The sequence below is a fragment of the Corynebacterium sp. HMSC062E11 genome, from assembly GCF_001811845.1.
Lineage (GTDB): Bacteria > Actinomycetota > Actinomycetes > Mycobacteriales > Mycobacteriaceae > Corynebacterium > Corynebacterium hesseae.
In genome coordinates, this window is the sequence record NZ_KV806839.1 from 34,415 (window position 1) to 53,944 (window position 19,530).

Genomic DNA, 19,530 nt, shown 5'->3' on the forward strand with positions numbered 1-19,530 from the left:
GGTGATCACCTTCAACGCTATTGATTGTTTGTAATGGGAAGTACTTTACGCAATGCGCTGAGCATCCGGGGGCGCTAGCATGGCGGGTTGTGACTTTAAATCTCTTCTCCGATCCCATCGAGCTCACTAAGGCCCTAGTGGATATCCCAAGCCCTTCCCATCACGAGGAGGCTATCGCCGACGCCGTCGAGGAGGCCCTGCGCGATCTGGACCAGGACACGGTGGAGGTGCAACGCTATGGCAACACCGTGTGTGCCCGGACGAACCGGGGTTTTGAAAGCCGCGTGGTCCTAGCCGGCCACATCGATACTGTGCCCCTGGCTGATAACGTCCCCCACACCATGTCGGAGGACGGGGAGATCATGTACGGCTGCGGCACCGTGGACATGAAGTCGGGCATGGCGGTCTACCTCAACGCCTTTGCACAGCTGTACAACTCCGATGATCTCAAACACGACCTCACCGTCATCGCCTACGAGGGCGAGGAGGTTGCCACCGAGTTCAACGGCCTGGGCCACCTGCAAAAGGATCACCCGGAATGGCTGAAGGGGGCCCTCGCTCTGCTGGGGGAGCCTTCCGGCGCCATGATCGAGGCCGGCTGCCAGGGCACCATTCGCGTGCGCGTCACCGCCCATGGCACCCGTGCGCACTCGGCCCGCGCCTGGCTGGGGTCCAACGCCGCCCACACCTTGGCGCCGGTCATGCTCAACGTGGCCAACTACCAGCCGCGCGATGTGGAGATTGACGGCTGCACATACAAGGAAGGCCTCAACATCGTCCACCTCGAATCCGGCGTGGCCACCAACACCATCCCGGATGAGGCCTGGATGTTCGTCAACTTCCGCTTCGCCCCGGACCGCAGCTCCGAGGAGGCGCTGGCGCACCTGATGGAGGTCATCGGCGAACACGAGAACATCACCGTGGAGGTCGATGACATCGCCGGCGCCGCCCTGCCCGGTCTGGGCCAGCCGGCGGCACGCGCGCTTGTCGACGCCGTCGGCGGCAACGTCCGCGCCAAGTATGGTTGGACCGACGTGGCCCGCTTCTCCGAGATGGGGACCCCAGCCGTCAACTTCGGCGCTGGTGACCCGGGCTTTGCCCACAAGAAGGACGAGCAAGTGCCCGTCACCCAGATCGCCGAAGTCTCGACCGCACTCTTGAACTACCTGAAGGGATAAGACCACCATGACGCCTGAGCAACTGCGCACCCTGCGCGGACCTCTTCTCGTGCGCACCGCCGGAGAGCAGTCCTCCACCTTTGACCAACGGCTGCTGCAGTCCGGCGCGGATCACGAATGGCAGCACGCCGATCCCTGGCGCGTCCTGCGCATCCAAGGCGAGTTCGTCGACGGCTTTGACGCCCTGGCCAAGTTGCCCAAGGCCGTGACCGTCTTCGGTTCCGCTCGCACCCCGGAGGAGGATCCGAATTATCAGCTAGCCGTGGGCTTGGGGCGCCGCCTCGTGGAGGCTAAGTATGCCGTCATCACCGGCGGTGGTCCCGGCATCATGGAGGCGGCCAACCGCGGCGCGCACGAGGCCGGAGGGTTGTCTGTGGGCTTGGGCATCGAGCTTCCGCACGAGCAGGGCCTGAACCCCTACGTAGATCTGGGACTTAACTTCCGCTATTTCTTCGCCCGCAAGACCATGTTCCTCAAGTACTCCCAGGCCTTCATCTGTCTTCCCGGCGGCATGGGCACCATGGATGAATTCTTCGAGGTCATGTGCATGGTCCAAACTGGCAAGGTGACCAACTATCCCATCGTGCTCATGGGTACTGAATACTGGTCCGGACTGGTGGAGTGGATGAAGAAGACCCTGGCTGAGGGTGGATTCATCAGCGCCGAGGACCTCGATCTCTTCCTGGTTACCGACGATATCGATGAAGCCGTCGCCCACATCCTGGCCGCGCACAAGGTCATGTCGGACAAGCGCCTGCGGGAGCAGGAGAGCAAGTGACCCAAGCGCACAACCTCGCGCGGGTCATGGCGATTGTGAACCGCACCCCAGACTCCTTCTACGACAAGGGCGCCACCTTCGAGCTCGACCCAGCAATCCAGCGCGCGGAGCAAGCGCTTGACGACGGCGCCTCCATCATCGACATCGGAGGCGTCAAGGCCGGCCCGGGTCAGCATGTCGACGCCGCCGAGGAAATCGAGCGCGTCGTGCCCACCATCGCGGAGCTGCACCGCCGTCGCCCTGACGCGCTGATCTCCGTGGACACGTGGCGCGCTGAGGTAGCAGATGCCGCGATCGCTGCGGGGGCCGGTTTGGTCAATGACACGTGGGCCGGCTGGGACCCGGAGCTCATCGAGGTGGCCGGCCACCACAAGGTGGGCTACGTGTGCTCGCATACTGGCGGTGTCACACCGCGCACCCGCCCGCACCGCGTGCACTTCGATGATGTGGTTGCCGATGTCATCAGCGAGACCACGCGGCTGGCCGAGCGAGCCGCCGACCTCGGTTGCCCGGAGGAGCTGACGTTTATCGACCCCACGCACGACTTCGGCAAAAACACCTTCCACGGCTTGGAGTTGCTGCGGCGCATCGACGAGATCGTGGCGACCGGCTGGCCGGTGCTCATGGCATTGTCGAACAAGGACTTTGTGGGTGAGACCCTCGACCGCGCCGTGGACCAGCGCGTCGCGGGCACGCTGGCAGCGACGGCATGGTCGGCGGCACGGGGCGTGGCGGCCTTTCGGGTCCATGAGGTGGCCCCGACTCTCGACGTCATCCGCATGACCGCCGCCATCCAGGGCCAGATGGCACCCTTGGCCACGACGCGGGGGCTGGCCTAAGCCATGACCGACAGCGTTTCCGTGGTTATCCCTGCGCTTAATGAGGAGCGCACCGTCGCGCACGTGGTGCGTGCTTGCCTGGCGGATGAACCTCTAGAGGTCATCGTCATCGATGCGGACTCGAGCGATGAAACTGCGGCTGAGGCCCAGGCGGCAGGGGCTCAGGTGCTCAATTGGCGGGAGATCCTGCCTGAGGAGCCCCGACCCGGCAAGGGTGAATCCCTCTGGCGCGGCGTGGCGGCAGCTGAGGGCGACATCGTCGTCTTCATCGATGCGGACCTAGAATCCGCCGCGCCCGGAATGGTTACAGCGCTCAGCGAGCCCTTCGTGGATCCGCACGTCCAGCTGGTTAAGGCCCGCTATGCGCGAAGCTTGAACGGCAAGCCTACCGGTGGCGGGCGGGTTACTGAACTCAGCGCCAAGCCGCTTTTGCGGCAGTTCTTCCCGGAGCTCGCACACATTGACCAACCACTCGGCGGCGAATACGCCTTAAGACGCGCGGCCGCCATGGAGCTGCCGTTCGTGGAAGGGTACGGGGTGGAAGCGGGGCTGCTGATAGACGTCGCCAAGCGCTATGGCCCCTATGCCCTCGCCGAGGTTGACCTGGGCACCCGCACCCATCGTAACCGTCCATTGGAGGAGCTAGCCCCGATGGCCGATGTGGTTGCGCGCACCATCCTGTCCCGTGCTGGCGTGGTTGGGCCTGTTGCCCAAAGGCCACCATTGCTGGGTAGGATTTAGCGCATGATGTCCTGGATTCTTCTTATCGTTGTGCTCATTGCCCTCATCATCATCGGCACGTGGGCGTGGGGAAGCTTCGTGGGCCGGGGGCCTGTCATGGACGCTCCCGACAAGGCCGTGGATACCGATCGAGAGAATCTTCGGGCCCTCGAGGAGGGGCGCTTCGATGACCTGCGCTTTGACGTGGTTGCGCGCGGCTACCGCCAGGACCAAGTGGATGCCCTGTTGGCGGCAGTGGAGCGCCGTTCGGGTGCTAAGGCGGCGTCATCGGGCGAACCTTCAGAACCTTCGGTCCAGGCCTAGGCCGAGCCTACAACGACGAGTCTGCCGCCGGCAGCCGAAAAAGAGCTAGACTAGAAGGACGTACAAAATACAGTCGAAGGAGACTCAATATGGCAGCGATGAAGCCCCGTACCACTGGTGGAGAGATGGAAGCGGTAGAGGAGTCCCGCAAGATCGTCATGCGCATTCCTTCTGACGGGGGTGGACGCATTGTTATTGAGCTCAGCAAAGAAGAAGCAGCGGAGTTGGGTTCACTCCTCGTAGCAGTTTCTAGCTAGTCTAGGGAGCATGCTTTCACATATCGTCGATATTCTGGCCGATCCCGCCGATGGCAGCGCCCTTGAGGGCGCGGATGATTTTTCCCGCCTCGTGTCGGAGACCGGCCATTCCTATGACGTGGCCAAGCAAGGCTACGTCACGTTGGCAGCTGGTGCGGGTCTGAAGCATCAAGGTGACGATGCCGCGATGGTCACCGCCCGTGAAACCTACCTGGCGATGGGGCATTTCGCGCCCTTCGTGGAGGCAGTCACTGGAGCGGTGCAAGATTCTTTGGAGAGTCAGGACGCGGCTCAGCAAGCAGGCCTCAATGAGGACACCGCCCCCTCGCTCCTGGAGGTAGGCGCTGGCACGGGTTACTACCTGGCGCACACGCTCGATTCGATCGAGGGCGCTCGCGGCGTGGGCCTCGATATCTCTACGCATGCGGCAAAGCATCTGGCAAGGTCGCACGAGCGCGTCGGCGCCGTGGTTGCGGATGTGTGGGAGCGCCTGCCCTTGAAGGATGATTCAATCCATGCCATCTCGGTGGTCTTCGCGCCGCGCAATCCGGCGGAGTTCCAGCGCGTTCTCGCACCCGGCGGGGAGGTCATCGTCTTGACCCCGCAGTCCGGTCACCTGGATGAGCTGCGAGAGCCGCTGGGAATTCTCGGCGTGGAAGAAGGCAAGGTGGATCGCCTCTACACGCAGGCGGAAGGGTTCCTTAAGCAGGCAGCGGATCCGGTCGATATTTCTTTCCCCATCGTCTTGGATAAGGCGTCCATCGCTGCGCAGGTGGGGATGAGCCCCTCGGCGCGCCACATTAGTCCGGAAGAGCTGGCAGAGCGCATGGCCTCCTTGCCGCAGACGTTGACTGTGACGGCCCACGCCCGTCTGGATCGTTTGCGCTCGGCCTAACTCATCGCTTGCGCTCGGCTTCTCATTGCCAGCCCTTGCTTTTCAGCCCCGGGGAACGGCCCTTCTTTCTTCGGAACGTCCCTTTTCTCTCCGGAACGACCCTTCGCGCTCACCGGCAATGGGTCCGTCGGAAGTTTTTAGCTCCTCCGTGAGCGCGAAGGGCGGGGCGGCCTGTGATGCAACCACCCCTGGGCCTGTTTGCTCACTGTGATCTGGAGCTTGCGCTGACGCGCTGGCTATTTCGCTGAACCCTTGCCTCGAAGCCACCCATCGAATTCTCCCCTCGCGCTCACCAAGAGCCTCAATCAGCCGTCATGACCGCTCCCGGTGAGCGCGAAGGGCGGAAGGGGAGCGAGTGGAACTGATGAGGCATGCGCGAGAAATGATGACCGCGAGCGCAGCGGCGCAACGTGGCCACACAACACAGTGGGCCCGCACACAAAAGGAGGCCCGGTTACCCCGGGCCTCCTTCTATGATCGTCGTTCGATGCTCTTAAGAGAGCTTGGTGCCCTTCCTGTTCCAGGACTGCTCAATAATAGCCTCGCCCTCGGTGCTGATTTCGATAGCAGAGCAACCACCCTCGAAGTAGACGCGGGAGCTCATGGCGACCAATCCGCCGTCTACGAACACCTCAACGCTGGCACCATCCTGAATGACGGTGAGGGTATCCGAATCGCCCTCGGCCAGCTTGGCCACTGCTGGCGCGGAATCCTTGAAGTAGTTGTCGAAGGACTTCGACATGGAGCGATCCAAGCTGATTTCCTCGCCCGTGTGGCGGATGACCGCAGCGGCGTCACCGGAGCCGTCCTTCAGCGTGACAGTCACGCTCGAGCCCGCCGGTACCTCCAATACACCTGTCCAAGACCGTGCGTAGTTCGAGAGCTTCACAGCATCCGGCAGCCCCTCCGCCGGAGTCTGGTAGAGCACACCGCCCTGCAGCGTGACTGCACGTGGCAGTGACAAGCTATTAGCCCAGTCCTCAGCCTCCCACGTGGGGTGCTTGGTAGCGTCATCACCGCGGCCATTGCCATTGAGCAGGCCGAGGATGACTGCGCGGTCGTAGCGGCGCTCCTGCGGAATCGTTCCGGTCGTGGTGTTGGTGTTGCGTGGCCGGGAGAAGTCATGGCCATAGTCCACACGCTGGAAACCTCGTGCCACGGTGAACACGGTGCCGTCGAGGCGGCCCACGATGTAGCCAGAAACGTCGCGGCCCTCGCGCTCTAAGGTGACAAAGAGGACATCGTAGATTTCCCTATCTACCTCGTCACGAAGGCGCACCAAGCGCGGTGACACCACCGGCGGGATGGGGGAGGTAGCCGGGACCTCGCCGTCTTCAAAGCCAGGGTCGCCGTCGAAGCTCAAGGGCCCAAGAAGAGTCCAAGATTCGCCATTGGGGCTGTCCAGAATTACCGGCATCGGGGCATCGGAATGACCGGTCAGCGCCAGCATCAGCCAGCCATCGTGTCCCTCTTCGCGGTCTTCCTTGGCCCAATCCGGGACCACGGAAGGCGAGCGGAAGCGGTCATAGTTGGTGTGGGCGCCCACCGCCTCCCCAAAGCGGACGACATCCGGATCGAGCGCAGAAGGGTCATCAGACACGATGCATTCATCGGCGTAGTCGGTATACCGCGCCAAGCGCACGCTGGTGCCCACCGAGGTCACCGAGGTGAAATAAAGGTTGAGGGCGTCCTTGCCCTCCGCCACTGAGCCTGCGCGTAGTGACAGCTCGCCACCGACGGGGGCGAGGACGTCGTCGCAGTCCAGCCACGCGAAGGCTGTTTCCTCGGAGGTGGAATGGCCCCAGCGCGCAGGCTGGCCAGCGTCAGGGCGGTACTGGTGGAACAAGTGCCAGGTATGACCGTCCCGGACGATTCCCGCGGGGGCGTCGAGGATCCCGCTATCGGGAACGAAGTGAAGTTCTGGGCGATGGTGCGTTTCTTTATGCGTCACGGCAGTCCTTCCTACATTAACGAGCGGTAAATGTCCACGGTCTGCTGCGCGATGGTGGCCCACGAGAAGTCCTCGATGGCGCGCTGGCGGCCCGCAGCACCGAAGCGTTGTGCCAGCTCTTTATCGGCAGCAACGCGGTTCACGGCGGCGGCAATATCGGCCTCAAAGGTCGCGTCGTCATCTGCGTCATAGTTGACCAAAACACCAGTTTCGCCGTCGACAACGACCTCGGGGATGCCGCCCACATTGGACGCCACCACGGCGGTGCCACAAGCCATTGCCTCAAGATTGACGATTCCCAAAGGCTCATAAATTGAGGGGCAGACGAACACGTCGGCGCCGGAGTAGACCTGCTTAATTTCCTCGCGCGAGAGCATGTCCTTGACCCAGAACACGCCGTCACGCTGGGCGCGCAGCTCCTCCACGAGGGCCTCGGTCTCCGCTGCAATCTCCGGCGTATCGGGTGCGCCGGCACACAGCACAAGCTGAATGTCTTGGTCAAAGTTCTGGGTAGCCTTCAGCAGGTGCTTCACGCCCTTCTGCCGGGTGATCCGCCCCACGAAGGCGACGATGGGACGCTGCTTGTCGACGCCCAACTTATCCAGCACCGCCGACTCACCCGGTTGCCATACCTGAGTATCGATGCCGTTGAGGACCACGTGGACCTTGTCGGCGTCGATGCGGGGGTATGCATCCAAGATTGAGTCTTTCATTCCGGCCGACACCGCGATGACGGCGTCAGCGTACTCCATGGCGTTCTTTTCCGACCACGAGGAGATCTCATAGCCACCACCAAGCTGTTCGCGCTTCCACGGGCGGTGGGGTTCGAGCGAGTGTGCGGTGACCACGTGGGGGATGCCGTACAGGCGGCTGGCAAGGTGCCCACCCAGTCCCGTGTACCAGGTGTGGGAGTGAGCCACATCAATATCGGAGGCGGCGTTGGCCATGCGCAGCCCTGTGGAGAGTGTCTGCAGCGCGGCGTTAGCCTCCTTCAACGAGGGATCAACGCCATGCACAAACACATCCTTCTCGTCGCGCTCAGAACCCATGCAGTGAACTGAAACATCGATGATCTCGCGCATGAAGCGCGTGAGCTCTGCAACGTGGACGCCCGCTCCGCCATAAATCTCCGGCGGATACTCCTTAGAAAAAATTCCGGCTCTCATAATCGCCAGAATACGGATTATCCACAGCTCGCGCTAAACCTTGAGAGGCCATGTGGCACGTTGGCCCGCGGGGGCGGCGAGAGGTCATCAAAAGGGGGTAAAAACAAGCACTCTTCGACTGCGCGATCCAGAAAACGTCTATAGATTGGGTGATGTGAGAAGCCTTCCAAATGTCCTTGCCATTGTCCTTGCCGGCGGTGAGGGAAAGCGCCTTTTTCCTCTGACGGAAGACCGCGCTAAGCCCGCCGTTCCGTTCGGCGGTTCCTATCGCCTGATCGATTTCGTGCTGTCCAATCTTGTCAACGCCGGATTCCTCAAGATCGCGGTGCTGACCCAGTACAAGTCCCATTCTCTGGACCGCCACATTTCCCAAGCGTGGAACCTGTCTGGACCCACCCCGCAGTACATCGCTTCCGTTCCGGCTCAGCAGCGTCGCGGTAAGCGCTGGTACAACGGTTCCGCCGATGCCATCCTGCAGTCGCTGAACCTGATTTATGACGAAAAGCCGGACTATGTCATCGTTTTCGGCGCCGACCACGTCTACCGCATGGACCCAGCGCAGATGGTGGAGGAACACATCGCGACTGGCCTGGACTGCTCGGTGGCGGGCATCCGCGTCCCGCGTTCGGAGGCTTCTGCCTTCGGCTGCATCCAGGCGGATGGGATGGGAACGATTACGGAGTTCGTCGAGAAGCCTGCCAATCCTCCGGCGACCCCGGATGATCCGAACATGACCTATGCCTCCATGGGCAACTACGTCTTCACCACGCAGGCGCTTATCGACGCGTTGCTGCAAGACGAAAAGGATGAGGATTCCGCTCACGATATGGGCGGCAACATTATCCCTTACTTCGTGAAGCGCGATCAGGCGCACGTCTATGACTTCATGGCTAACGAAGTTCCCGGTTCCACGGAGCGTGACCATGGCTACTGGCGTGACGTCGGTACCATCGACTCCTTCTATGAGGCGCACATGGACATGATTTCGGTGCACCCAATCTTCAACCTGTACAACCGTTCGTGGCCTATTCATTCCACGGATGACTCCAACTTCCCGCCGGCGAAGTTTGTGCAGAACGGTATTGCGCAGTCCTCGATGGTGGCTCCGGGTTGCATCGTCTCCGGTGGTACGGTGCGCAACTCCGTCCTAGCTTCGGACGTGCATGTGGCGGATGGGGCGACGGTGGAAGGCTCCGTCATCCTTCCCGGCGTGCGCATCGGTCGTGGCGCGGTAGTCCGCCATGCCATCCTGGATAAGAACGTGGTGGTCAGTGACGGCGCCATCATCGGTGTGGACCGCGAGCGCGATGAGGAGCGCTTCAAGGTCTCTGAAGGCGGAGTCGTGGTTGTGGGCAAGAATGTAAAGGTCTAAGTCGCGTTATTTCTGTCCTAAAGCGGGCGTGCGGGTGGTGTGATTGCCACCGTCGCGCCCGCTTTTGTGGTGCTTGGTGGGCTAGAGCTTCGTGATGAGTGTCAGGCCCGCGCCATAGGGTAAGCGGGTGACGGCGGCGTCGTCGAGGGAGCGAGCAAACTCGTCGGCCTCGCGGGCGGCGGCGGTGTCGCGGTCGGTGCGGGAGGGGTCGGCCACGGTGCCGTCGAGAAGCGCATTGGCCAACACCAAGGTGCCGTGCTGATGGAGCAGAGGCCAGGCGGCCTTGAGTAGTGCAGGCATGTCGAGGGCGGGGACCTCGGCGTAAATCACCTGGTATGTGTCATTAGCCAAGCGGCCCATGATGTCGAGCGGGCGGGAAGGAAGGAAGCGCCCGCGGCTAGGGGAGTAGCCAGCATCGCGGAACGCCTGCTTAGCGCTGGCCTGGTGCTCGGCCTCTGGGTCAATGCAGGTCAAGATACCGTTGTCCGGCATCCCCGCCAACAGGTAAAGGCCCACGACAGAGGCAGCGGGGGTAATCGCCACCGCTTGGGGGCGGGAGGCGGTACCGGAAGAAACCGCGGCGAGCGTGCTGAGCAGCTGGCCGGTGGCCTCATCCGGCGAAGGCAGTCCGTACTCCTCCGCGTGGGCGCGGGCGGCGGCGAGCACCTCAGAGCTCTCGCTGGTGGATTCGATATAGGTTCGCATTGCGTCATAAGCCGTAGTAGTCACAATAGAAAACCATAGTGAACTCGCTGCAGCTGCGCGCCGAGAATCGCCCGCGATTGTCCTCTCCGTGTGGCACAAGAAGCGCATGTAAGAGGAGTGACGGATTCACAGGCTGCTCACAGTGCGCTGGCTGGAGTTTCGGCCCGCACTATAGAATGATGATCCTCATGACCACACAGCAGCGCAGTGTTGAGCCCGCTCAAAGCACTCGTGATTCTTCTTCCACCGTCAGCTCTTCCGAGAGTGCAGAAGCCCAAGAGCTGACCGGAACCGCAGCGTTCGACGCCGGCCAGGGCGACATGCCCTCTTGGGGGGAACTCGTTGCCGAACATGCTGATGGTGTCTACCGTTTGGCCTACCGCCTCTCCGGTAACCAGCATGACGCCGAGGATCTTACGCAGGAGACCTTCATGCGCGTCTTCCGCTCCTTGAATAAATACCAGGCCGGAACCTTTGAGGGCTGGCTGCACCGCATTACCACGAACCTCTTCTTGGACATGGTCCGCCACCGCTCTAAAATCCGCATGGAGGCCTTGCCGGAGGATTATGAGCGTGTCCCCGGCACTGACATGACCCCGGAGCAGGCCTACTCGGTGGCTAACCTCGACCCGGCGTTGCAATCGGCACTGGATAACCTTGCGCCTGATTTTCGTGTTGCGGTGGTGCTCTGTGATGTCGTTGGCATGAGCTACGACGAAATCGCCGAAACCCTTGGCGTGAAGATGGGTACCGTGCGTTCTCGAATCCACCGTGGCCGCTCCCAGTTGCGCGCCGCATTGGAAAAGGAAGCACAGACCAACGCGGACACCCGCAGCCTGCTGCGCACGCGCTAGACTGGGCAGCGTTTAGCCTTAGGACTGCGAAACTCGCAGCTAAGTGAAGGCCTAAAGCACGCGCTGAGTTGAGGTGACGTTGAGGTGAAGGAATCAGGGCATAAGAAGTCCTCGGGGGATCAGGAACATGGCCACTACCTAGGCTCGTCCGGATTCTTTACTGAGGCCCAAGCCAAAGTCCGCGATAAAGCCAAGTCACGCGCGCAGCGCGCGGATACGATCGGCCACTTGGGGCCCGAGGCGGTCGTCGCCTTTGTCGATGGTGAAATGCCGGCCAAGTATGCCCACCGCGTGCGCGTTCATCTCGTGCACTGCGCGGAGTGCCGAGCGGACATTCACCACCAGCGCAATGCCGCCGAATGGATTCGGGAATGCAGCGTGGATTCCCACGTCAAGGCGCCGGATTCCCTCATGGCTAAACTTGCGGGTATTGCTAATCAGGGCGCTGGGCCTGGGCCGGACGCGGAGATGCCCGCCCATCGGCCTCGCCAAGACTTCCTTGACAAGGTGGAGATGGTCGTCCGCGCTATTCGCCATAACCAGAGGAGCTGAGCCCCCAAAACCCCAAAGGTTGTGGGGCGCGCCCTACACACCGGTCCTGCCTGTCACATACAGCGAAGTGGTTAAGATAGTTTCGTGTTTTCCTCAATTGGTTGGGTAGAGATCCTCGTCATCGTGCTGCTGGGTCTGGTGATCATCGGACCTGAGCGCTTGCCCGGTGTGATTATGGACGTGCGTGCGGCGATTTATGCGGCGCGCAAAGCAATTGCCAACGCTAAGGCGGAGCTCAACGGTGAGATGAGCGGTCTCGGCGCGGAGTTCGATGATCTTCGCGTACCTCTGAGCCAGGCGGCGGAGTGGACGCGCATGGGGCCGCGCGGGGTTATCACCAAGGCGCTTTTCGACGGCGACGAGTCCGCCTGGGACGATTTCAACCCGAAAAAGATGGCTGAGGACATCAAGAAGAGCACCAGCCCGTACGAGCACGACGCAGAAGTAAACAACCAACCCGCGCCGCAGAGACCAGCGCAGCCCGCGCCACAGGAGAACCCCGCGCGGCCGACGTTTGATTATTCGCAGGTCTACCCGGACCTGGGTGCGCAGCAGTCCGTGGAAGAGCGAGCGACTAACAAGAAAACGACACAGCCCCCGCGCGGCGGGAATGCATCCGCCGGCGAGGGCAGCTCCTCCTGGGAGGATGTCACCTAAGGCCCGATTAGTTCTTGCGGGTCACGCCCAAGCCGAGCTTCTTGCCCACGAGGGAATCGGAGCGCACCGCAATGGAATCCGCCACCTTGGTGATGGCTTGGGTAGCGGGGGAGTCGGGCGCGGAGATGACGATGGGGGTTCCGGCATCGCCAGCCGCGCGCAGGCTTGGATCGAGCGGAATGCTGGAGAGCAGAGGAACCTCGTGGCCCAGCAGGACGCTGAGGCGCTCGGCCACCACGCTGCCGCCACCGGAACCGAAGATATCCATGGTGGAGCCATCCGGCATGACCATGGCACCCATGTTCTCAATCACGCCGGCTACGCGCTGGCGCGTTTGTTGCGAGATGGAACCGGCGCGCTCGGCCACCTCGGCCGCGGCCGCCTGCGGGGTGGTTACGATGAGCAGCTCCGCATTGGGGATGAGCTGGGCCACCGACAGGGCCACGTCACCGGTACCGGGAGGCAGGTCCAGCAGGAGCACGTCAAGATCACCCCAGAAGACGTCCGCGAGGAACTGCTGGAGGGCGCGGTGCAGCATGGGCCCGCGCCAGACGACGGGCGCGTTACCCTCCACGAACTGGCCAATGGAAATGTGCTTGATGCCGTGGGAGACGGGGGGAAGCAGCATTTCGTCGTCAAGCACTGTGGGGCCCGCCGTGGAACCCAGCAGGCTGGGCACGGAGTGGCCGTAGATGTCGGCGTCCACGATGCCCACCTTGAGCCCCTTGTTGACCAAGGCGGCGGCCAGGTTCACCGTGACGGAGGACTTACCCACGCCGCCCTTGCCGGAGGCCACCGCGAATACGCGGGTGGTGGACTCGGGCTTGGCAAAGGGGATCTCCGGCTCGGCCTGTCCACCGCGTAGCTTCTGCTTGAGCTCTTTACGCTGCTCATCGCTCATCGGTGTCATGGAGATGGTGATCTCGCCGACCCCGTCTAGTTCGGAAACGGCTGCGCGGGTATTGGACTCGATGGTGCTCTTCATCGGGCAGCCTGCGATGGTGAGATAAAGCTCGATATCCACGTCCGAGCCGGTGACGGTCACGGACTTCACCATGCCGAGCTCAGTGATGGGGCGTCCAATTTCTGGGTCATCGACGCGCGTGAGCGCGTCGCGAACGGAAGATTCAGTAATAGCGCTAGTCATAACCCGCACCAGTCTAGTCACCCGTGGCTGAGGAGAGCCACACCGCGTCAGGGCAATGGGATGTGTAAAATTCAGCCAGATGCTGCACCTGAAGCGCTGCAGCTGCACAGTAGTGACATGTTGTGGTTTATGTCCTGCGCCATGTCTGGTTTAAGAGAAAGAATGCGCCTTATCTTGATGCCCCGCCATACCTCACGTTCTCGAACCTTCGCCCGCGTTGCTGGGGTGGCCTTGGTGGGGGTTGTGGGGGCGTCGCTCAGCGCTTGCTCGGGATATGAGCCCAAGCCAGATCCCAAGCCTGTTGCATCGGCGCCAATCACCATCATGATCGACCCGACATCCCATGAGCAGCGCGTATTGGCTGAGATCTACCGCCAGACCCTCCGCGATGAGGGGCGTGCGGCCACCGTTTCCCAGGAGCCAATGATGGTCCGGCGCGGCGGTGAACACGTCAGTGGGGTAAGCACGAACGGAAACTTCTTCGTTGGCTGTACGGGCGAATTTTTAAACGTCTACAACCCGGTGGAGGCCCGCGAGATTTCAAAGGATTATGTGGCCGCCAAGGATGAGGGGACGAAGGACGTGGATTTCCTGGAGCGCACCCACGTTGCGCTCATGGCGTCGATGCCTCCGGAGATGTCCGTGGTCGAGCCCGCCGGCGCTGAGGGCTGCCCTAACTCCAAGCCGGAACTGCCGCAAAACTACGTCGTGGTCTACCAAGACGGGCTTTTTAACCGCGATGAGAAACTAGAGATCGCGTCCTTTACCAAATTCCTGACGACGCAGGACCTCGATGAAGTCGTTGAGGAGGTGGAGGAGTCTGAGGATTTCGAGGGCGCCGTGCGCGCCTGGATGGAGGCCAACCTCTCGCAGAACCTCAACGAGGAGGGCGACTCCAATTCCTCCGGTGGCTCGGATTTGGTTCACGAGGAATCCTAAACGGTTGCGCCTACCGCTTGATCGTGTGCTTCGCATGACGGTGGGCACGCTGTGCTTGGCGACGTCTCCCCGTGCCCTACATGCAGAAACCTAGTCCTGTCTCATAGGGTGGACGATTCAGCGAATTTTCAGCTTTTAAAATGCTGTGAACTGTCGTCAATAAATGGCTGGTGAGTAGGTATTTTTCCTTGCTTTTCTCCTCTTTGGTAGGTATTATTTTGAACGATAACCTGTCTATTCCCTGTCTGTTCTCTCGGGTATTTGTGGGGAGAGCGCTTGGCAAGCCCTAAGACCAACGCTTTCCCGCGGGGGGGCGAGGCAGAGTTTTGCATTGGAAAGGTCTATTGAAATGAATGCACAAAGCAGTAGTTCGCCCCACCGTCGCGCCTCTCGCAGGGGAGTGGCCGCTCTCTCCGCCATTACTCTCGCGCTCAGTGGGCTAAGCGTCACGTCTTTTAATACTGTGTCCCCCGAGGCCGCAGCCGCAACGCTGACCGGCGGCATCCGCGATAAGTCCGGCGCGGTGGAGAAGGACGCGCAGAAGGCCTCGGACCTGCCGGCTGGTTCGTGTGTGATCAATGAGAATTCCCCAAGCGGCAGCCAGGCGGGTTTTACCTGGTATACCGTGGAACCGAGCTCGGGTACGCCTGTTGAAAAGCAAAAGGATTGGGGTCTGAGCCTATCTTTTGACAACTCGCAGGACCGTACGTTCGCGGATTGGGGTTTTACTAATGCTGGAAACTTGGGAGCCGTACTGAATGCTGGCTCAGTTTCCTCGAAGGACCCCGGAGAGACCCCTCTTGGTGATTTGGGGCCTGCCACTGCGAAGGCCGATGAAAGCATCAGTATTACGGCATCACGTACTCAGAGAAACCTGAATCTTTACGCCGACCTGACCGAGGAAGAGGTCACACAGTTCGCTGAGGCCGGTAAAGATAACCCGGTGCGCTACGTCTGGCAGAGCAAGTACACGAAGGAGAATCCCAACGGCCTGAAAGCGACTCAGGGCCCCAATGCCCTGTACACGGCTGTCGTGAACCCTTGGCCGAGCGAGAACATCGAATGTAACCCGATTACGGTCTCGTGGGAGAGCTTCGAAAAGCACGTCATCGTCCCAGGGGAAGAGACCAAGGTCGGTCACATCAACGTTCCGGAAGTTGTTAACGGCGGCACGGACGATTCAATGTCGCGCATGCTTGTGGAAGCTTACGACGGCAACGGTAAGTTCATTGGAACTACGGACCCTGCAGCGTCTGGCGGCGAGCAGAATCTACGCATCGACGACAACGGTGACATTTACTTCACGTGGCCTGAGTACCGCGGTACCGACCTGGCAACTGACAAGAACGTGAACTTCTCCGTTCTGGCGAAGCCGCGTACCGTCGATCAGCTTCAAGCTGCTGTCGAGAATAACAATTTCGGAGGTGGTCAGGCCTTCGAAAGCTCCAACTCGCTGACGCGCTACAACAAGGCGAACGTCATCGACTCGAAGGCGTTCTCCCTGGACGACACCGAGTACCACACCCCGAAGTACGACAAGACCGACGCCTCGATCATCTCCGGCGTCGATAGCGCCACCGGGCCGCTGGCTACCGAGCCACAGAAGGTTACCTTCACCCAGACCCCGGACCTGATCAGGGACCTAGCGAAGAAGAAGGGCGAAAAGGGCTTCGAAGCCAAGGTCAAGCTGGATGAGAAGTACGTCTACGAGGGCTGGACTGTTGAGACGGACGAGGACTACAACGTCACCGTCACCGCTCCAGAGGAGCCAAAGCCAGGCACCTTCGCTCGTCCGAAGGTTATTGTGGAGTACTCGAACGGCTCCACCGATGAGCTTGAGTTGCTCGTAGTCGTTGAACCGAACCACACCCAGGTCACCGACCTAGTGCGCCCAGGTATTTCGAAGGGCAAGGTGGGCCAGAGCATTACGGCTCAGGTTGGCACCAAGTCCATCATGAAGGGCCATGGCCCGGTTCACCCCGCGAAGTTTGAGGTTGACCCGGATACCGTTCCGGATGGCTGGACCGTTACCGTCGATGAGACCGGTAGGGTTACCGCGAAGGCGGACGAAACCGTCCCGCCGGGCAGCATCATCACCCCAAAGATCAAGGCCACCTACCCGGATCAGACCACCGATGAGATTGAGACGCAGTTCCAAGCCATCGTGGACATCAAGATCCCCGACTATGACACGGTGACCAACAAGCCGACCGCAAAGGTGAGCCTCAAGCCGAAGCTCCCGGAGCGCGGCCTGAGCGGTAACACGAACGATGAAGCCCCGAAGCGCTACACGTTTGAAGGCGGCAAGACCGAGTACACCGTCACGGATGACAGCGGTACGTGGACCGTCAAGATCGATGAGAACACTGGTGAAATCACCACCACCATCCCACGGACAGCGCCCGAAGGATACATCCTGGACGTTCCGGTTCTTGCCTACTACGACAACACCGCTAAACCGCAGCAGGTCAAGGGCACCGTTGTCGTGCTCAAGAGCGACATCGCCCCTACCTACGACGTACAGGTCACAGGCCCGAACCAGTCTGTGGAGCACCATGTTGAGGACGCCCCGAAGGGATCGAAGTTCTCCTTTGGTAAGAACGACGATGGATCGCCGATCACCGAACAGGATGTTGACGGTTGGAAGTACACGATCGACCCGAAAACTGGTGTCGTGACCTCCACTCCGCCGGCGGATTCCAAGCCGGGTGAGCAGAAGACCATCAGCGTCACGGTTGAAACCCCAGACGGATCCACCCCGAAGGTGCCCGTGACCACCGTGGTGAAGCTGACCAACAAATGGGAGGCCGATCCAACCTACCCCGAGGAAACGGTCTACCCGGGTGACACTGCGAAACTGCCGGTGACGATTGAGAAGCCGGACAACGTCAACGTTGCGAAGGAAAACCCCTACAAGTTGGGTAAGGTTCCGGCAGGTTGGACCGTCAGCATTGATGACAATGGCCAGATCACCGCAACCGCACCTAAGGATGCCAAGCCGGGTGACCAGGTCAAGATCCCGGTTACTGTGACTTACGAGGATGGCTCCACGGACACCGCTTACGGTGTTGTGAACGTTGTTGACGTTCCGACGCGCGAAGTTCCGTTTGACGTCGTCTACAAATACGACGACACCGTCCCGGCCGGTACCTACACGGTTGAAACCGAAGGCAAGGCGGGCTCGGAGAAGCAGAACAAGGACGGTAGCTGGGAGCGCACCAAGGCGCCGGTTAATGAGGTCGTTGTCGTCGGCACCAAGCCTGCCGAGAGCGCCAAGGACGTGACCTGGACGGTCCCGATTCCTTTCCCGACTGAGGTTCGCGAGAACCCGGACCTGAAGCCTGGTGAAACCCGTGTTGTCCAGGAAGGCGCGGACGGCGAGAAGACCTACACAGCCAAGTTCACTGCTAAGGGCGACAAGGCCGAGGTAGCCGAGGAAGAGACCACAAAGGAACCGGTCAAGCGCATCATCGAGTATGGCCCGGGTCTGGCCCCGAGCGAGCTGGTGACCAAGACCGAGAAGCCGATTCCGTTTGAGACCAAGGTTGTCTTCGATGACACCCTGGAAGAGGGCAAGCAGGTCGTCGATCAGAAGGGCGAGCTCGGCACCGAGGTTGAGACCTCCACGCAGAAGCTTGTCGACGGCAAGCCCTCCGGCGACCCAACCGTCACCACGGAGCGCACCAAGGAGCCGACCGAGCAGATCATCCGCGTCGGTACCAAGACCACCGGTGAGAACACCGAGACCTACAAGGCTGAGGCCCCGTACAAGGTTGTAGTGAAGTATGACCCGAACATGCCTGCTGGCGAGTCAAAGGTGACCACCAAGGGTGAGCCGGGTGAGAAGACGGTGACGATCAAGCGTGACATCGTCAACTCCAAGCCGGGCGATCCCAAGATCACCGAAGAGATCACCAAGCAGCCTGTCGACGAAGTCATCACCGTTGGCACCAAGCCGTCTGAGGCCTCTGAGAAGGTTACGTGGACCGCTCAGGTTCCGTTCGATGTTGAGACCCGTCCGAACCCGGAGTTGAAGCCGGGTGAGATCAAGGTTGTCCAGAAGGGCGTCCCGGGTGAGAAGACCTACACCGCGGACTTCACCGCGAAGGGTGACCAGGCAACGGTGACCCCGGAGGAGAAGCAGACCAAGGCTCCTGTCAACGAGATCATCGAGTACGGCCCTGCGGCCGAGGACACTTCTGTGGTGACTAAGGTTGAAAAGCCGGTTCCGTTTGAGACCGAAATTGTCTTTGACAACACGTTGAAGGAGGGTGAGCAGGTCGTCGACAAGCAAGGCGAGCTCGGTAGCGAGACCGTCACCTCCACTCAGAAGATCAAGGACGGCAAACCGGATGGCGAGCCGACTGTGACCACTGAGCGCACCAAGGAGCCAAGCAACGCGGTGATCCGTGTTGGCACCAAGACCGAGGGTTCTGAGACCTCCGAGTACGAGGTCGATGTGCCGTTCGAGACCGAGTACATCTTTGATGACACGATGGAAGCCGGTACCCAGGAGACCGTTCAAGAGGGCAAGCTGGGCAAGGACAAGGTCACCACGACGAAGAACATCGAGAATTCGAAGGTTACTGGTACGGAGACCACCACTGAGCGCGTTAGCGATCCAGTTAAGAAGATCGTCAGGGTAGGCACCAAGGGCAAGCCTGCATCCACGGTCATCGAATGGAATGAGCACACTCCGTTCGAGGTTGAGGTCCGCGTTAACCCTGCGCTGAAGCCTGGCGAGACCAAGGTTGTCCAGCAAGGCAAGCAGGGCGAGATTAAGCACACCGTCACCGTTAACGCTGAGAACGGTGAGGCGACGAAGGATGAGTCCACTGAGAAGATCAGTGATCCGACCACGCACATTATCGAGGTTGGTCCTGCGACCCACCACGAGACTGAGCTGACGGATAAGCACAAGGAGAGCACTCCGTTCGACACCATCATTGAGTATGACCCGAACCTGGAAGTTGGCAAGGTTGTTGAGGACCAGGCAGGCGAATTTGGTGAGAAGGAAGTAACCAAGACCTGGAAGCTCAAGGACGGCGTGCCGGAAAGCGATCCGGAGACGTCTGAGGAAGTCATTAAGGAGCCGACCCCGCGCAAGATTCGTGTGGGTTCCAAGTGCAAGTGCGAAGTGCCGACGGACGACCCGACAGTTGATCCCACCGAGGACCCGACGGACGATCCGACGGT

General features: G+C 60.9%; 17 protein-coding genes. 13 read left to right on the forward strand and 4 right to left on the reverse strand.

What is annotated here, in order from left to right:
* Nucleotides 1–89 precede the first annotated feature (89 nt).
* From dapE to HMPREF2822_RS11960, 7 genes are all read left to right on the forward strand, one after another.
* Nucleotides 90–1,178: a succinyl-diaminopimelate desuccinylase gene (dapE, locus tag HMPREF2822_RS11930; RefSeq protein WP_070524926.1), complete on the forward strand. Its 1,089-nt coding sequence runs from the start codon at nucleotides 90–92 to the stop codon at nucleotides 1,176–1,178.
* Nucleotides 1,179–1,185: 7 nt separating this feature from the next.
* Nucleotides 1,186–1,956: an LOG family protein gene (locus tag HMPREF2822_RS11935; RefSeq protein WP_070524928.1), complete on the forward strand. Its 771-nt coding sequence runs from the start codon at nucleotides 1,186–1,188 to the stop codon at nucleotides 1,954–1,956.
* Between the two features lie 26 nt (nucleotides 1,957–1,982).
* Nucleotides 1,983–2,795: a dihydropteroate synthase gene (gene folP, locus HMPREF2822_RS11940; protein WP_198530994.1), complete on the forward strand. Its 813-nt coding sequence runs from the start codon at nucleotides 1,983–1,985 to the stop codon at nucleotides 2,793–2,795.
* 3 nt (nucleotides 2,796–2,798) lie between these two features.
* Nucleotides 2,799–3,536, forward strand: a complete 738-nt coding sequence (locus HMPREF2822_RS11945; protein WP_070524932.1) for a glucosyl-3-phosphoglycerate synthase — start codon at nucleotides 2,799–2,801, stop codon at nucleotides 3,534–3,536.
* A gap of 3 nt (nucleotides 3,537–3,539) precedes the next feature.
* The gene (locus HMPREF2822_RS11950) at nucleotides 3,540–3,839 is read left to right on the forward strand and encodes a DivIVA domain-containing protein (protein WP_070524934.1); all 300 of its coding nucleotides are present in this window, start codon (nucleotides 3,540–3,542) and stop codon (nucleotides 3,837–3,839) included.
* Nucleotides 3,840–3,928: 89 nt separating this feature from the next.
* Complete coding sequence (locus HMPREF2822_RS11955; protein ID WP_010187237.1) at nucleotides 3,929–4,096, forward strand: DUF3117 domain-containing protein; 168 nt, start codon at nucleotides 3,929–3,931, stop codon at nucleotides 4,094–4,096.
* A gap of 10 nt (nucleotides 4,097–4,106) precedes the next feature.
* Nucleotides 4,107–4,991, forward strand: coding sequence for a methyltransferase domain-containing protein (locus HMPREF2822_RS11960; RefSeq protein ID WP_070524936.1), 885 nt, complete (start codon nucleotides 4,107–4,109; stop codon nucleotides 4,989–4,991).
* Nucleotides 4,992–5,484: 493 nt separating this feature from the next.
* Here HMPREF2822_RS11960 and HMPREF2822_RS11965 read toward each other — a convergent pair whose 3' ends face one another.
* A complete protein-coding gene (locus HMPREF2822_RS11965) occupies nucleotides 5,485–6,942 on the reverse strand; it encodes a GH32 C-terminal domain-containing protein (RefSeq protein WP_070524938.1) in 1,458 nt (485 codons plus the stop codon).
* Between the two features lie 11 nt (nucleotides 6,943–6,953).
* Complete coding sequence (gene glgA / locus HMPREF2822_RS11970) at nucleotides 6,954–8,108, reverse strand: glycogen synthase (protein ID WP_070524941.1); 1,155 nt, start codon at nucleotides 8,106–8,108, stop codon at nucleotides 6,954–6,956.
* Between the two features lie 154 nt (nucleotides 8,109–8,262).
* Between glgA and glgC the strand changes: the two genes are divergently transcribed.
* Nucleotides 8,263–9,480 (forward strand): glucose-1-phosphate adenylyltransferase, encoded by a 1,218-nt coding sequence (gene glgC, locus HMPREF2822_RS11975; protein WP_070524943.1) that lies wholly within the window; start codon nucleotides 8,263–8,265, stop codon nucleotides 9,478–9,480.
* 81 nt (nucleotides 9,481–9,561) lie between these two features.
* Here the strand turns inward: glgC and HMPREF2822_RS11980 are convergent, their stop codons facing one another.
* Nucleotides 9,562–10,209 carry an O-methyltransferase gene (locus HMPREF2822_RS11980; protein ID WP_070524945.1) on the reverse strand — a complete coding sequence of 216 codons (648 nt, stop codon included), beginning with the start codon at nucleotides 10,207–10,209 and terminating at the stop codon, nucleotides 9,562–9,564.
* Between the two features lie 164 nt (nucleotides 10,210–10,373).
* On the opposite strand from HMPREF2822_RS11980, the gene sigE reads away from it, so the two are divergent.
* The 3 genes from sigE (at nucleotide 10,374) to HMPREF2822_RS11995 (ending at nucleotide 12,248) form a co-directional block, all read left to right on the forward strand.
* A complete protein-coding gene (sigE, locus tag HMPREF2822_RS11985) occupies nucleotides 10,374–11,039 on the forward strand; it encodes an RNA polymerase sigma factor SigE (protein ID WP_070525260.1) in 666 nt (221 codons plus the stop codon).
* Nucleotides 11,040–11,123: 84 nt separating this feature from the next.
* Nucleotides 11,124–11,591, forward strand: coding sequence for an anti-sigma factor family protein (locus tag HMPREF2822_RS11990; protein WP_070524947.1), 468 nt, complete (start codon nucleotides 11,124–11,126; stop codon nucleotides 11,589–11,591).
* 84 nt (nucleotides 11,592–11,675) lie between these two features.
* Entirely contained in the window at nucleotides 11,676–12,248 is a 573-nt protein-coding gene (locus HMPREF2822_RS11995) for a twin-arginine translocase TatA/TatE family subunit (RefSeq protein ID WP_070524949.1), read from the forward strand.
* 7 nt (nucleotides 12,249–12,255) lie between these two features.
* Here HMPREF2822_RS11995 and HMPREF2822_RS12000 read toward each other — a convergent pair whose 3' ends face one another.
* The gene (locus HMPREF2822_RS12000) at nucleotides 12,256–13,395 is read right to left on the reverse strand and encodes an Mrp/NBP35 family ATP-binding protein (RefSeq protein ID WP_198530990.1); all 1,140 of its coding nucleotides are present in this window, start codon (nucleotides 13,393–13,395) and stop codon (nucleotides 12,256–12,258) included.
* Nucleotides 13,396–13,557: 162 nt separating this feature from the next.
* On the opposite strand from HMPREF2822_RS12000, the gene HMPREF2822_RS12005 reads away from it, so the two are divergent.
* Together HMPREF2822_RS12005 and HMPREF2822_RS12010 are read left to right on the forward strand one after the other, a co-directional pair.
* Nucleotides 13,558–14,334, forward strand: coding sequence for a hypothetical protein (locus HMPREF2822_RS12005; RefSeq protein WP_070524953.1), 777 nt, complete (start codon nucleotides 13,558–13,560; stop codon nucleotides 14,332–14,334).
* 349 nt (nucleotides 14,335–14,683) lie between these two features.
* A partial coding sequence (locus HMPREF2822_RS12010; RefSeq protein ID WP_083315709.1) for a G5 domain-containing protein occupies nucleotides 14,684–19,530 on the forward strand: 4,847 nt, incomplete at its 3' end.